Here is a 14296-nt window from a genome sequence, read left to right as displayed (position 1 = left end):
GCTGGTAACCCCCCGGTTTTCAGCATCCGTTATAAGCAGCGGGCTCACTGCCAGCTGCAACCTCATTTATATCTCTATTTTACGCGTATAACCACTGTTGCAGGGTTAGAGCGTTTCTGCATTTTATCCCATACACGGTATCTGAATATTTCCCGTCCTTTGAAATTGTCGGCTGGCCTATAGGCAACCGTGCCATCAATGTTGACAGAAACAGTGCCTCCTTTATTGGGCTGTCGAACTATTCTGACGCTTGCCGGATCGATATTGCCATCAGCATCTCTGTCATTATCAAGAATATTGATAATCACTGTGTGATTCTTTTCAGCCCGGATCCGATCTTTTACCGCTTTCGGTGCAGTATTGTGTTTATGTTTATGTTTATGTTTTTCATATTTATCGTGTTTCTCTTTCTCTTTCTCTTTTTCCTTTTTGTGGTCTTTATGATCGTCGGAGATAATCTTGAGTGTTACTGTAGTCTCTTCACTATAGGTCTGACCATCACTGGTGACATAGACAAAGGTATCAAAATGAGCATCCTGTCTATTTTTGTAATAGAAACTTCCATCACTGTTCAGCTTCAGGGTGCCTTTTAACGGTGGTCGGATCAGGTGGGCGGTTAAGCTATCCTGATCAGCATCGTAGTCGTTACTGAGAACACCGTCTTTCGTCGTTACAAAGAGTTTTTCAGATTCACGCACCCTATACTGATCCGCTATTCCTATTGGGGCTGTATTGGTTGGTTTAGATAGTTCAAGTAAGCGCACGTATGCTGCCTGAGCATCTACCAGCCCGTAGCCGGTATTATCATCTGGACCTGAGATATCAATATCGGTGGCGGTCTCATTAATTGCCCGTTCAAGTTGAGCCACCGTTGCCGTGGGCACGGCACTTTTCAGTAGTGCCATTACACCGGAAACATGGGCTACTGCAAACGAGCTGCCACCGACCCACTCGGTATAAGGCTGGCCGCTACCGTAGGACATCCCGGTGGTCTGAACATCAATGCCAGGTGCTGCAACGGTTGGGAATACTGCGTTTGCATCACAGGGAGAGGGGCCCCGGCTACTGCTGCGGGCAACCACCAAGGAACCATCCGGATTTTGTTGCAGGGCACCCACCGACATAATCCCCGGCAGGTTCGCAGGACTCAAGCTGCTGTTGCTATAGGGGCCAGAGTTGCCAGCGGCAAAGGTAACGGCAATGTCTGAGTCTTTCAGAGCCTGTATATCCGCCTGAAACTCGGTATTGCAGGTTCCAAGCGTGCCGTATAACCCCCAGGAGTTATTGACAATATCGGGGGCATCATCGGTGCTGGGGTCCCCATCGGGATCTAGTGCCCACTGTAAACCCGCATGCAGGTCACTGAGAGAACCATAACCGGTACGATCAAAAACCCTGGCGGCGATCCACTGTGCATTCGGTGCCATACCCAGCGCGGTACCGGAACTGTCTCCTCCGAGAATCAGGCCGGTCACGTTGGTGCCATGACCAAAGCCATCAATGGGGGTGGTACTGCTGCTATGCATATCGAGCCAGTCGCTGCTGCCGCCGCGAAATCGTCCTGTCAGATCCGGGTGCTCACCATCAACGCCACTATCAATGATGGCAACAACGATATTATCCCCGGTAATTCCCTGACTCCAGAGAGAGGGAACATTAATACTGCTGACATTCCATTCCGGGGTTGAAGGTGGCGTATAAGCCTGCCCTGGTGCGGCGGTTAGCAGATCTGCTCTCAGAGAAGCGACCTGGGGCAGCTGTGATAGCGCTTCAACCATATAGGCGGGCAGGGTCAGTGCTACGGAGTTGATCAGCCAGAGGTCTTTAATCTGCCCCTGAGCAGAAAAATCCAGTAAAGGGTCGAGCTGTTTTCGTGAGTTTATCAGCTGTGCCCGAAGCGACTGAATCACTTCAGAGCGTAACAGCCTGCGCAGCTGCCTTCTTTCCGTTTTACTCAGCTGAGTGTCAGTTTTGAGTTGCTGACGAATCGCTTTGCGAATCTGCCGCAGGGTTTGCTGGCTGCTGTTCTGATCGTTAAATTGCAATATAATGGGTACCGGGTCAAAGCTTCCGGTAGCGTCCAGCTGCAGTTGTAACTCTTCTGAAATAACGGCCGCATGGCTGAGTACCGAAAAGAGCAGCGTTGCAGAGAAAAAGGCGGGTTTCAGCAAAGGCTTCAAATTAGTCTTCATGCAGATCTCTCCAACTTCAGCTGTTGCTGACCTTCAATCCGGGTATTTCAAGTTTGCCAATCTGAATACTGACCTCATCACCGATATTTACCTGGCGGCGGGGGTTGGCAAAGAAGATGAAATAGTTGGTATCAGCTCTGGGTTCTCTGGAAGACTGACGCAGAGGTCCAATCTTTGAAGGAGCCGGCACCTGCAGGTGATTGCCAGTACTGGTAACGATTAGTTGCGGTTTGATTGACCGGTCCAGCACTTTTTTAGCCTTGACCGGATCTGTCACTTTGTAACGAAAATCGAGCATATAGCCCGCGGCAGACTGACGCAGAGAGATGACACGGATACCCCACTGCTGTTCAAGCTCTGCCTGCACATTTTCAGGTAAAATCCCGGCTGCGACCGCTGGCTGAAGAAACTGCACTGCAAAACAGAGTAATAGTATTTTCAGCGAATGAAGCATGTTGATTCTGAAAAAGCTGTTCATCGCTTTTCCTCCCCCATTGATTAATCTTGGACTGTCTCCAATTCCATTACAGACAGTGTATTAATTATTAAGCAATTTACAGGCCGTATTGAAACTTATTCTTTAAAAGTTAAATTAAATCAAATGCTTGGCTGTGTATGCTTTTGGAGACATTATGTTGGCGGGTGGTATGTTCTGTTGTCTCTCTCATTTGCGACACAAGACCAGGGGGATTTTTGTTAAATATGAGAATATGACCCTGCTGATTTAAAACAAAAAAAGGGGAGCCTGATGGCTCCCCTTTGGCAAACAGCTATCCTTCCTGGACTCTGCTTGCTGGGGGGTTAGTTACTTATGACGTTTATTCTAACTTTTGCTAGAAGAGATATCTGCCCGCTGTCATCTCTGACTCTGTACTTGAATATGTCAGTACCGACAAAGTTGAGCGCTGGGGTAAAGGTTACTTCACCTGTCAGCGGGTTAATATCAGTTATGATACCTCCCTGTGTTGGATCTTTGACGATTATTACACTAGCCGGATCAATGTTGCCGGTATTATCAGTATCGTTGGCCAGAATATTGATCACTACTGGGGTGTTGATCAGAGTAGAGACCTGATCAAGCACTACAACTGGAGGCTCATTAACCGGTGGAGCACTTGTATCAACATTGATAGTAATGTTGCCTGAGGTTACACCACCAAAACCATCATCAGCCATATAGGTGGCTGTATCGGTTCCTGAAGTAATGGCTGGAGGCGTATAGATGAAACTACCGTCAGCGCTGATATTCAGGGTGCCTCCTAATGTCGTGGCTATTGATTGGGCCTGAACAGAAAGTGTGCTCATATCAGGATCGGTATCGTTAGCCAATACTCCAGGAGCAGCAACCGTTAGCGTTGAATTCAGGCGCAGATCCAGACTGTAAACATCGTTACCGGTAATCGGTGCGCTGTTAACGTAGGGTAAGCCACTACTCCAACTCATCGCAGCAATATCGGCATATACAGGTAAGCTGCTTGCAACAGACATATCCAGGCGTGTCTCCAGCAGACCGGTAGTGTTGTTAAGCCCGAAGCTGCCACTGTATAGGAGAATATCTGCATCAGTGGTGTTCAGTACCCCAGCCAAGGGACTTTGGTTACCAGCAATGCTGAATAACAACTTATTAGCATCAGGGTGTGTCAGAGCATCAATATTTGCTGTACCTGCAATAAAGTCACTACTCAGATCACTGCCATCAAACATGATTGCCCAGGTATGGGTAGCCTGGCTATAGCGCATTACATCTTCATCTTTAGCTGAGCCGTAAATACCCGGGACAATTGCAGAACCGGCTGTTGATATCTGCAGATCTCCATTAACATCAATACTTAGTGCATCAATATCTTCTGAATCTGTAGTCAGGTTAAGTTCTGCTCCTGTGTAGGCAATGCTGAACTCACTACCTAAATTAGACGGATCAAACAATACCAAATCTGAATCATCAACAGTTGTGGCAATACCGGGTACTGTTACGGGTTCACTGAAAGACAACATCATCCGGCCATCAGCGTAGACATGCAGTGCATCGATATTTGCCATAGTTGTGCCATCTGATGCCTCCACTAGGTTGTAAAGGGAGCCATCCAGCACCATAGCCCAGGCTCCGGTTGCCGGATTGAAGCTTACAACGTCACGGTTCTCGACACTTAAACCACCCACAACGGTCGTACCGTTTCTGTGTGTGAGGTTAGCAAACATGGAAAAGTAGTAGAGAGGGTCACCGGTAGTTGCATTTCCGGAAACGATGAACTTGTTTACCAGACCACCACCTACACCACCGGCAATAGTGGTGTTCAGTCGACGATCAAACAGCGACAGTTTCGTAGAACCTTCACCTAAGGTAACCAACCCGTCCTTTGACTGTCCAGGTGCCAGATTCACCGAATACTGGCGGCGAGGATAGGGGTAGGGGTAGCCAGACTCTGCAACCAGATCCATCGTGTCGCCCAGCAGCATTGGTGCGAGGGTGTCAAGATTCATATTGATCATCCGCAGCAGCGTGGTAGTGCCGGCCGGACCGATATCTTCAGGTAAACTGCCAACATTGTAGGTTGCCCCGTTGACCAGAAAATATTTTGGCTTATAGACGACAGTACTTGTCATCGCACACTCATAATTCCCGGTAGCAGGATTGAGAGCTGGATTAGCACAATTAGCGCCATACTCGCCGTTGTTGACTGCTTCATGCAATACAGGATCGATGGCGCTATAGATCAGCACCTTATCCTGATCGTAGGTGACGCCAGGGTAGGCAGTATTTGCGGCTTCGTTATGGATCATCGCCCCATACAACCCCATCTGGACCTGAACCTGAACATGGGTCCCGGACTGGTAAGGGTAGGTACCGGGTTTAATGTTGTTCCAGGTATACACGCCGGTGGTTCCCGGGGCCGTTTCAGCGACAAAAGAACGAATTCTGTCCCGTCCCTGTGGATCTGTGAAGGTCACAGGCGTTCCGCCAACTGAGGGTAGACCCTGACCCGGAACCATCACCGATGTGGCATCGTTGGGCAGGGTGTTACGCAGATTAATCGTCAGCGTAGAATCACCCACGGGTACATCCAGTTGAGGCCCTGGTACCGTCGCGTTACAGGTTCCGCCGGTATCAATTCCATATCCCCACATACGCACGGCGAGTGGTACCGATGGAATGTTTGTTTGTGTTTCGCCTACGCACAGGTCGTAGGTTGCCGCTTGAATCGAACCAGATGTCAGCATCAGGGATCCGATTAGCAAAGCGGAGTGTCTCAGGATATTCATAATAAGACTCCTTTTCCTTAATTCTCTGATGCCAACCCTATGGGATTGGTACGCCAGGTGGTTCAACAATCAGCATCGTCATCATGCCGCCGGGGAAGATATCGTTGTTGACCAGCTCTTTCTCTGTGTGGGAGTGCCACATAAAGAACAGGCCACCGTTAAGGTTCAGACCGCCTTCACCAGGAGGCAGGGATTCCATCGAGCCCAGATATGGACTACCGCTGTAGAAACCACCGAAGGTCAGGTCAAGGTTTTCAGGAAGATCAACGGGAATCGGAGCATTGTGGTAGCGACAATCCTCAAAGCTAACAGGGTCAGTTGAATCACTGGCGGTCTCCTGACCGTTGCAAAGTGATCCATCGCCCGCGGTGTGACCGTAAATATCCCAGCCCATGTTTCTGCCGGTCCACTCGAAGATTGCATCATAGGTGGCGCCTGGCAGAACCTGCTGCGTATAGTCACCAAATGCCAGATCAGCACCGACGGTGGCAGCATTGGCCGGATCACTGGTCAGCACCTGACCATCACGGGCGATCTGCAGGAAGTGGTTACCATGGGTATGCAGCGGGTGCATATCGTGGCCGGCACCGATAATCCGCAACAGGACTTTCTCACCCGGATGCATCCGTGTCAGAGAGCCGTAGGGCTGATGAGGCATCCAGGCAACATTATGATCGAACATGGTGTCAGGGCCGTTGCGGCCATTCATAAACCACAGTACCGCGTGATAGTTGCTGGTATCAGGCTGCAGACCCAGATCCACGGCCTGATGGATAGCGGTATCCATTTCGGTCAGGAAGTAGAGATACTCGTGATCATAGGCAGAGTCGGCATTATTGTATGCCTGGCTATCCGGGTTGGTCGCAGGGCGAACGATGAGAGCCCCGCTCAGCCCCATTTCCACCTGTAGGTCAGGATTGGAGCCACTGTGGTAAAGGTAGGTTCCGGGTTTACTTGCAGTAAAGCTGTAAGTCACCGTTTCACCGATACTAGCCTCCTCTGTCAGTACAACACGGTCTGTACTGCCATCAATATTGAGATCATTGGATACCACGGCTGCAACATTCTGCATGCCTGGGAATACCATTGACACCGGCTCGGCGATATCGGTATTGGTCAGGTTAATGGTGACCGCATCACCTTCATGGACAATGATAGTGGGACCGGGATATTGCACTTCAGTTGCTGCATTATCCAGGTCACCGTAGGCCCAGATCAGCAGGTTGTCGCCGTCAGGGGTGCTGATGGCTGCGGCTGCGGCTTCCAGGTTGAAGGTTTTCTGGTGGCCATCGGTGGTAGTACCCTCGATACCCATGATCTCTGCCTGCACCGTCAGGCTGGTGGCTGAAAGCACCAGCGCGCTGGTCAGTGCGGCAAAGCTGCGTAATAGTTTCATGATAATTCTCCTTGCCTGCTCAGACTCAGTTGACAATGATTTCAGTCATCATCCCGCCAAAATCTTCATCACCGTTACTCAGGTAGTTGAGGTTACCTGTGTAGAGGTAATACTTACCGGCAGCGACATCGGCCGTATCCAGAAGCACATCAATCGCCTCACCGCCACCAAGGGTGACCGAGTTGGTTTTGTAATACAGTTTTTTACCATCGGGGCTGATATGCTGCTTGGCACCCATGCCCACCACCTGCATCGGAATGCCGAGCGTATTCAGTGAGTAAAAGCGAGTAACGTTCAGGTTGGAAAGCCTTAACAGAATTTTTTCGCCCTGAGTTGCCTCGATATGGGTCGATACCCGTTGTGTCTGGCGACCGGGTTTGAATGGAATGCCAGGATCAAGATAGCTGTCGACAGAGGGCAGCGATCCCTGAATCACGGTGTCGGGGTAGCCCCGGCCATTCATCATCGGGTAGTTATCCTCCATCTCTGCGAAGGGCAGGGGCTGAACCCCCTCACTGGCATCGTGGAAACGGGAGTCGAAAGAACCGATCTGAATCGGTACTTCAACATCGTAACCGGTAGAGCCATCACCATCGTTGTAGACAAATTTGTCGAAAATACGTCCGGAAGCAGCAGGATACTCAATGGGGGTGCCATCCTGTTTAGGATGCACATACAGGTTACCCAGCATACCCATCTGCATATGCTCGGTTGCCTCAACGTGGCAGTGATACATATAGGTACCAGGGTCCTGAACATTATAGTAATAGGTCAGGCTGGCCCCCATATTGATAGCTATTCCGGTATCCGGCAACCCATCAAACACCGATGAAGCGTTGGGAAAACCGTGGAAGTGTACAGTATGTGGGTCAAACAGGTCGGGCCGCATCACCATCCCCACGTTAGACAGGGTCAGGTAGAAGGGTTGCCCCTCCTTCAGGTCGATACTGGGTGCAGGAAATTCAGCACTCAGCACACCTTCAGACATTACTTGTCCGTCGGGTACACCGGTCATATTACCAAAGCCAAACATATACATTGGGCGATCATCGGCCATTTTGATATAGCCATCACCACCGGACAGGTGCATACATTTAACCGTAGAGTCTTCACCTGCATCAATATTATCCCCATCGCCGTTAAGGTCACCGGGGCACTGTGTATAGACGGTTGCGCTGGCCAGGCCGGCGCAGCTGATCATCGCACCGGCAATAACAGCTCTGACCATCAGACTGATTGCTTTCTTGTTCATGGTTTCGCTCCTTTAACTTTTGAGCTGATACCTGTCAGGGTGCGGCCGGCCGGGCCGGCCGCAGTGACTGTTATCGGATTTCCAGTGGGATATGCATAAGTTTACGGTTACCTATTCGCACGCTCACTTCGGTAACCCCGGTTGGGTCAGGACCCTGATCGACTGAATAGATCCAGCGACCAACACCGCCACCCAAATTCCAAGTAGCGAATGGCGTACCACTTGCGTTGCCATTCATGTAGAGGCGAACATCGGTTCCTGGAGGGAATGTTGTCCAACCGTTGATACGCCACAAGTAATCTCCATTATCCTGCAGAACCGTGATAGCTCGCATTACTGAGATATCTTTATTCAGCGTAACCGTCGCTGCATTTGTTAGCGGGCTTGCCGAGTCCTTGTACTGAAAGCTGAACTGACCAACAGACTCAGGTCCAGTAGGAGTACGGAAGGTGAACTGATTTGCATTAGTCTCATTCCAACTCAGTGAACCATTACCTGTTTCGCTACCTAGAACTGGAACTGAAGCGCCCCAGCCAAGATCATTGATGTCATTGTTCAGCAGGTAATTGATATTCAGGGTAAATGCCTGAAGATCTCCTAGGGTTCCTGCAATTCCTATCTCAATTACGTCGTCTACAGCCACGGGATTGGCTTCAGCTGCAATTTCTTCTGCACCGATCTCGGGGCCACTGCCATAGAATCGTGCAGTACCGTAGAAATCATTAGCCAGATTAACATTGCCAGTCAAAACATCTGCCAGACCGTTGTTAATAGCTAAATTGAGACGATTGTCTGCAAGGCGGTAGTTGCCTCGAAGCGTCGGATCCAGTGTAAGAGGACCGAAGCGGATATCGATAAAGTTTCCGCCTTCATCCAGGGCAGCAGCAATGTTGAGGCTGGTTGTCTGCTCTTGCTGCATCAGGGTCTGACCAGGCTGACCATTGGCAAGAGGATCGGTAAAGATCACATGTTTAGTTTTTGCCAGTTGATTGCCGTTACCTGCATATGCATTGTTTTCATAAGTTTTGGTCAGCAGAGAGTTTCGCGGATGCAGACTCAAAGCGGGGTCATCTACAACCGCAATATCGCTATACACTGGAGCATCACCGCCAGCTATATCGGGTACCAGACCAAAGGTCTGAGGTGCATTGGCACCATTGATAAACCAATAGAAGCTACGGTTACGCAGGATAATATTGTTCACCAGCTCCGGATCAGAAAAGCTCTGACCTGATACTGCTGCCAGTTCTGCAGTGTGGCGGTGTGAAGCAACACCTACACCCGGTTGTGGGCTGGACTCTCTGTTGGTACCCAGAGCTGGGTTCATCACCAACGCTGTGGTTGCCGTGCTGTCATTATAAGCAATAGTGTTGTGCACTATGCTAACTGCACTGGCGTCATGGATAGAGACACCACCACCGTCACGTCCGGCGACGTTGTTAACGATAATATTGTCATACAGCTTGATGCTGTGCCACAGGCTGCTGGTTGCAGGGTTCGCTTCAACGTCGGCGCCGTTAATAAAGCTCAGTTTGACACCGCCGCCGCTACCGGCACCGGCCTGGTTACCCATGATCATATTACCTTCGACCAGTACGGAACCAGATCCCGGAGTCTGAGCAACACCACCAACAGCGTTGGCCAGACCCTCTTTACCTGCGATGTAGATACCACCACCGTGTACCTCAAGACCCTGATTAAAGGTCTGGTTGTAAGCGATAGTGTTGTTGGCGATCACACCGTTGTTGCTCAGACCCAGATGGCCGATACCTGCACCGGAACCCATGCTGAAGTTACCGCAGAGCATGTTGCTGGTGATCTGATAGTTATCGCTGCCGGTATAGAGAGCTACACCGCCACCGACACCGCCGTTACCGCCGTTCTGGTTGATCTGGTTGTTGTGGATATTGATATTGTTGTTTTGAGCATCAACATGAACCGATGCATCGTTAACCGTGGTTACCAGATCAGGGTAACCAACACGGATACCACCACCGAAGTTACCGGAGTTGGTGTAGACTTTGTTGTTGCTGATCTCGAGGTTATCTACATAGCCACCGACAAAGATACCGCCACCATCGATGGCACCGGTGATACCCAGACCATCAATACGTGACTGGTTACCTGCATATTCACCGATATTACCTACGACAAGAATAGCAGGACCCTCTTCAGTACCGAAGATAGGCACCTGGTCGACGATATTCAGTCCACCCAATGTCTGACCTGGAAGCAGGTCAAAGGCCAGATCAACAGCCAGTTGATAAACCTTATCACGCCAGTTCTGCAGTTTGAGTGCAGGTGCACGTACCGCATTGATTGTGGTTGATGCCGCACCGAAGCCCTGCAGACGAACCGGCTTATGCATAATGACCAGCTCATGGTAATCCCCAGGAGAGACCAGAATCAGATCGCCTGGATTCGCTGCATCGATAGCATCCTGAATCGGAGTACCGGACAGGTTGTTGGTTGGATAGACAGTGGTAACGGATTCACCCGGTGCAAGAATATTCAGCGTAACGGAGTTAACAGACTTCTCTCCGGTAGCGCTGGTGATTTCCAACTGACCAGTTGATGCGTCTGCAGGCACATCGAAGGTTATTGTTTCGTTGCTCCAGATTGCATTGGTAATGGGGGTTCCACCCAGGGTTAAGGTGCCGGATGTGCCGAAGCCATAATCACGGGCAATTGTTTTCGTCGTGTTAGCGGTTCCATCAAACTCTGGGTTTGGTACCTGAACGATGCCCTGAGAGGTAATTGTGACGGTATCGCCGACATTCACAGCCGGACCCGTTGATGCATTATTGCTGGTTACCGTTAAGATACCGGGAGTCTGCGTTGGCAGTGCACAATCCAGGGCAAACTGGTTTGGACCTGCGAAAGCTGCTACAGGAACAACCGGGGTATCCAGATAGGTGGTTGAGCCAGGCATATACTGGAAGGTATAACAGAACTGGCTGTATTGTGGGTCATGGAATGGATCTGCTTCCAGTTTGCCGGTTGCCGGATTAAAGATCGGACTGGCATCGTTCATACATGCTGTCAGCATGTTAGGTGATACGCCAGTAGGCATCGGCAGGTTAACCGAATAGGTGGAAGGTAGCAGTGCGTTAAAGTGACCCCATTCATCGGAATAGGTACGCAGAATTTCACGGCCGGTCCAGTCTTTGAATGAGACTGGCAGCCATGGTGGCGCATATTTCTCACCAAAGTTGGGTGAGTTAGGGTCAAATTCGTTGGCAGTATCATCCAGAATACCACCGACAACATGCGCGGCGATTGGCACATCGGTGAACATAAAGAAGTCCGCTGCAGCGTTTTTACCGGTTGTCAGCAGTACTGATTTACGGTCACACAGAGGGCGGGTCTGGCCTGCAAATGGAGCCGCATCCGGAGTCGAACCGGTTACCAGAGGGGCACCATTAGCATCGGTCAGATAGCTCATATACGGTGGTACTGTGTGATTGTCACCAATACACTCAGGTGGTAGTTGAAGAGGAGCTGGTACATAGGTATCGCCGTAATCTACGTTACGATCTTCCTCTTTCACCAGCTCATATCCAGCCGGCAGAACCGCCTCAACGATATAGGCTCCCTTTTGCAGATCGCTGAAGGCATAACCTCCATCGAATACACCGTTGGTAATCTGGTTAAAGTTACGCAGACCATCATAGCAATCGGTAGTGAAATCACCATTCGGCGCAAGCTCGGGGTGTGCGGTAAAGCTATCTCCCTGGCAGGCTGTGGGATTGGAATCATCCCAGCTATCGGCATAGGTGACCTGAATTGCATCACCGAAATCGAAGCTACCGTTACCGTTACGGTCGGTGTCCTCTGGTCCGGGGAAGTTACCTAATGGGTAGAGATCAATATCTGGTGGTGTATGCTGAGAAACGCCGTTAACACGCGGGGCATTACCACCGCCAGCGGTATCAATCAGACCATCATTTTCGGCATCTTTATAGAGGTTAACCTGCACCCTTGGGATACCCGGTTCCCACTCTTCACCTACGGCAAAACGGGGGTCATTTTCTGCCCGGGTAATGGCGTAGTAGATAATACCTGAGATACCACCGTTTTCGCCGTCAGGGTAGTGTCTCTTACCAAATTCCAGGCGGTTGGTCTGGCCAAGGAAATCCTGCATCCCCAGTGTCAGAATCTGCCCCTGAAGGGTGGTTGACAGGTTGTTACCGGTATTTGGGTTAATGGCTGGGTCACCAGCGGTTGCTCCAATACAGGCGGTATCGCCCATATCTGCGGCGACATCAATACGTGCCTGAGTACAGAACTGAGGCTGTGGATTGAGCTTGTCGAAGGTTGGATCATCCCAGCCCGCATCGGGGCGTACTTCACCGCCGTTATCAACAACGTAGGTCACCCCGGTTGCTTTCAGGGTGGCAAAGTCGACCTCGGCTACCAGCCAGTGGAAGAATGGGAACACCTCGTCAAACGGTGCTTCACCTTCAGTATCGATGGGGAAGGACTGGTAGATTGTACCGTTACGGAAACGCAGATTAACCGCCGAGGCATCAGCTCCCAGATTTGTTTCGCCCGGATCACGGAAGCCGTTCTGGTTTTCATCGTTAAATATACCGGCGCTCAAGCGGGCAAACCAGTTGAAAACCGGCAGTTCAGCCAGATCAACCAGCGTGTTCGGAGTTGCAGGTACTGTGACATTCTTCTGCGCGATAACAATATCGAGGTTGGTATCCCAGATCGCAATGGTATAGTCGCCCGCAGGTACATTGCTGAAAGTGAACTCGCTGTTGTCATTACAGGGCTGAACATCAATAGCGCTCAGATTAGGCGCCCGGTTCAGACCGACCCAGCAGCCCGGTGTAGGATCGCCGTTATAGAACGCCAGCTCGGGTGGACGGGACATATGGTTGTTAACCACCTGGCCGGTAATGGTTGCGGTACCCGCGTTATCGGTTTTGTAAGCAGTATCTTCAACCTGCTTGGTGAAACCAAGAAAGGCGTGGAACCCGGGAGGACCGAACTCAACAAAGTAGGAGGGTTCATTCGCCGCAGGCCAGACATCAATCACCGCGGTACCTTCGATGGTGGAGGTTTGAATCCAGCCTTTGCCTGTAGGCGGCGTAACGATAACCCCATATTTTGCCGGTGGCAGGTTTTTAACAACGACGTAGCCATCCGCTCCTGGGTGGATGATGCCATCCCCCAGTGACACAATAATGGGAGAGCCATCGACGTCAAGCACAGCATTTCCCTGAGCATCGTATTGATACTCAGTACCCAGGGGGTTGCCGAAAGCGTCCTGAGTGACCGGACCACCGGTGGCACCGTAACGGCCACCTGCTTCTTCTACCAGCACCCGGAACTGAGTTGGATCAAAGTGACCACCGTCAGGCTCATTAATCCGTGAGGGGTTGATGCTGGTGGCAGGGTTCTCTTCTGGGAGATCCGGAGCGCCATTGATCGGGCTGAAATCTTCAAACACTAAAACAGAGAACTGCGCAGTGGGCAGTGGCAAAGGGTTTACAACCACCTGAACATCAGTGGCGCCCTCGTTAATTTCTGCTCCACCAATGGTATAACCGCTGTGGGGGGTTACGCTGAGGAAGTAGCGTTTTGCCGGGTCCAGATCAGGTGAGCTGACCGGCGATTGATTCCCCATTGCCGATTCACCTTTCGCGATGACCGGTGAATGGCTGCTATGGAAGCCTGTGGCAAGGGTATTTCCAGTTGCAACGCCTGGCTTTATGTTCCAGGTGTTATCCTCTTCGATCAGCCAGCGGAAGCCATCCACGGGCAGGAAATTATCAGGATTCGCAGGATCAGGTGTTACCACGTTAATGTTAACTGTCTGAGCCTGCACCGGTGAAACAGCGAGAAAGCTGGCGAAAAGCAGAGAGCAGCCTATCGCTGCCTTGTGTGCTCCATCACCGCATTGTCGCTTTAACTTTTTGAAACAAGACATGGCGTCGAACCCCCTCTTGTCGTTCTCTTTTTATGAATCATCGTAATGTCGGCTAGCAAAAAATGTCCCGATACTGCGACGTGAATAAGGTTAGCCTTGGCAAGTTACTACGCAAAAAGTGCACCATGTACGGAAATTATTTTTTTAACTTCTTTAAAAACAGTGTGTTGTATTGCTTTCTTTGGTAGGACTAGAGAGTGTTGCCTATAAGTAACACTTTGTTTCTCTCATTTGAGACAGAGCAGGGAGGGGGA

General features: G+C 50.6%; 6 protein-coding genes. All 6 read right to left on the bottom strand.

Translation table 11 applies throughout. The annotated features are described in order from the left end of the window. Positions 1-74 precede the first annotated feature (74 nt). A complete protein-coding gene (locus OCU43_RS14450; RefSeq protein WP_091356777.1) occupies positions 75-2192 on the bottom strand; it encodes a S8 family serine peptidase in 2118 nt (705 codons plus the stop codon). 16 nt (positions 2193-2208) lie between these two features. Further along, on the bottom strand, positions 2209-2670 hold the full coding sequence (locus OCU43_RS14445; protein WP_091356780.1) for a hypothetical protein: 462 nt from the start codon (positions 2668-2670) through the stop codon (positions 2209-2211). Positions 2671-2993: 323 nt separating this feature from the next. Next, on the bottom strand, positions 2994-5453 hold the full coding sequence (locus OCU43_RS14440) for a cadherin-like domain-containing protein (RefSeq protein ID WP_091356782.1): 2460 nt from the start codon (positions 5451-5453) through the stop codon (positions 2994-2996). A 37-nt stretch (positions 5454-5490) separates the two neighbouring features. Next, positions 5491-6849 (bottom strand): multicopper oxidase family protein, encoded by a 1359-nt coding sequence (locus OCU43_RS14435; protein ID WP_091356785.1) that lies wholly within the window; start codon positions 6847-6849, stop codon positions 5491-5493. Between the two features lie 25 nt (positions 6850-6874). After that, positions 6875-8101, bottom strand: coding sequence for a multicopper oxidase domain-containing protein (locus OCU43_RS14430; protein WP_091356787.1), 1227 nt, complete (start codon positions 8099-8101; stop codon positions 6875-6877). Positions 8102-8171: 70 nt separating this feature from the next. Continuing rightward, complete coding sequence (locus OCU43_RS14425) at positions 8172-14042, bottom strand: right-handed parallel beta-helix repeat-containing protein (RefSeq protein ID WP_091356790.1); 5871 nt, start codon at positions 14040-14042, stop codon at positions 8172-8174. Positions 14043-14296: the final 254 nt, after the last annotated feature.

This window comes from Amphritea atlantica (assembly GCF_024347255.1).
Taxonomy (GTDB): Bacteria; Pseudomonadota; Gammaproteobacteria; order Pseudomonadales; family Balneatricaceae; genus Amphritea; species Amphritea atlantica.
This window is presented reverse-complemented; position numbering and strand designations above follow the sequence as displayed.

Bases quoted from the DNA above. Each gene is read 5' to 3' on its own strand.
- OCU43_RS14445 (WP_091356780.1), bottom strand. From the start codon at position 2,670: ATGAACAGCTTTTTCAGAATCAACATGCTTCATTCGCTGAAAATACTA.
- OCU43_RS14430 (WP_091356787.1), bottom strand. From the start codon at position 8,101: ATGAACAAGAAAGCAATCAGTCTGATGGTCAGAGCTGTTATTGCCGGT.
- OCU43_RS14440 (WP_091356782.1), bottom strand. From the start codon at position 5,453: ATGAATATCCTGAGACACTCCGCTTTGCTAATCGGATCCCTGATGCTG.
- OCU43_RS14425 (WP_091356790.1), bottom strand. From the start codon at position 14,042: ATGTCTTGTTTCAAAAAGTTAAAGCGACAATGCGGTGATGGAGCACAC.
- OCU43_RS14435 (WP_091356785.1), bottom strand. From the start codon at position 6,849: ATGAAACTATTACGCAGCTTTGCCGCACTGACCAGCGCGCTGGTGCTT.
- OCU43_RS14450 (WP_091356777.1), bottom strand. From the start codon at position 2,192: ATGAAGACTAATTTGAAGCCTTTGCTGAAACCCGCCTTTTTCTCTGCA.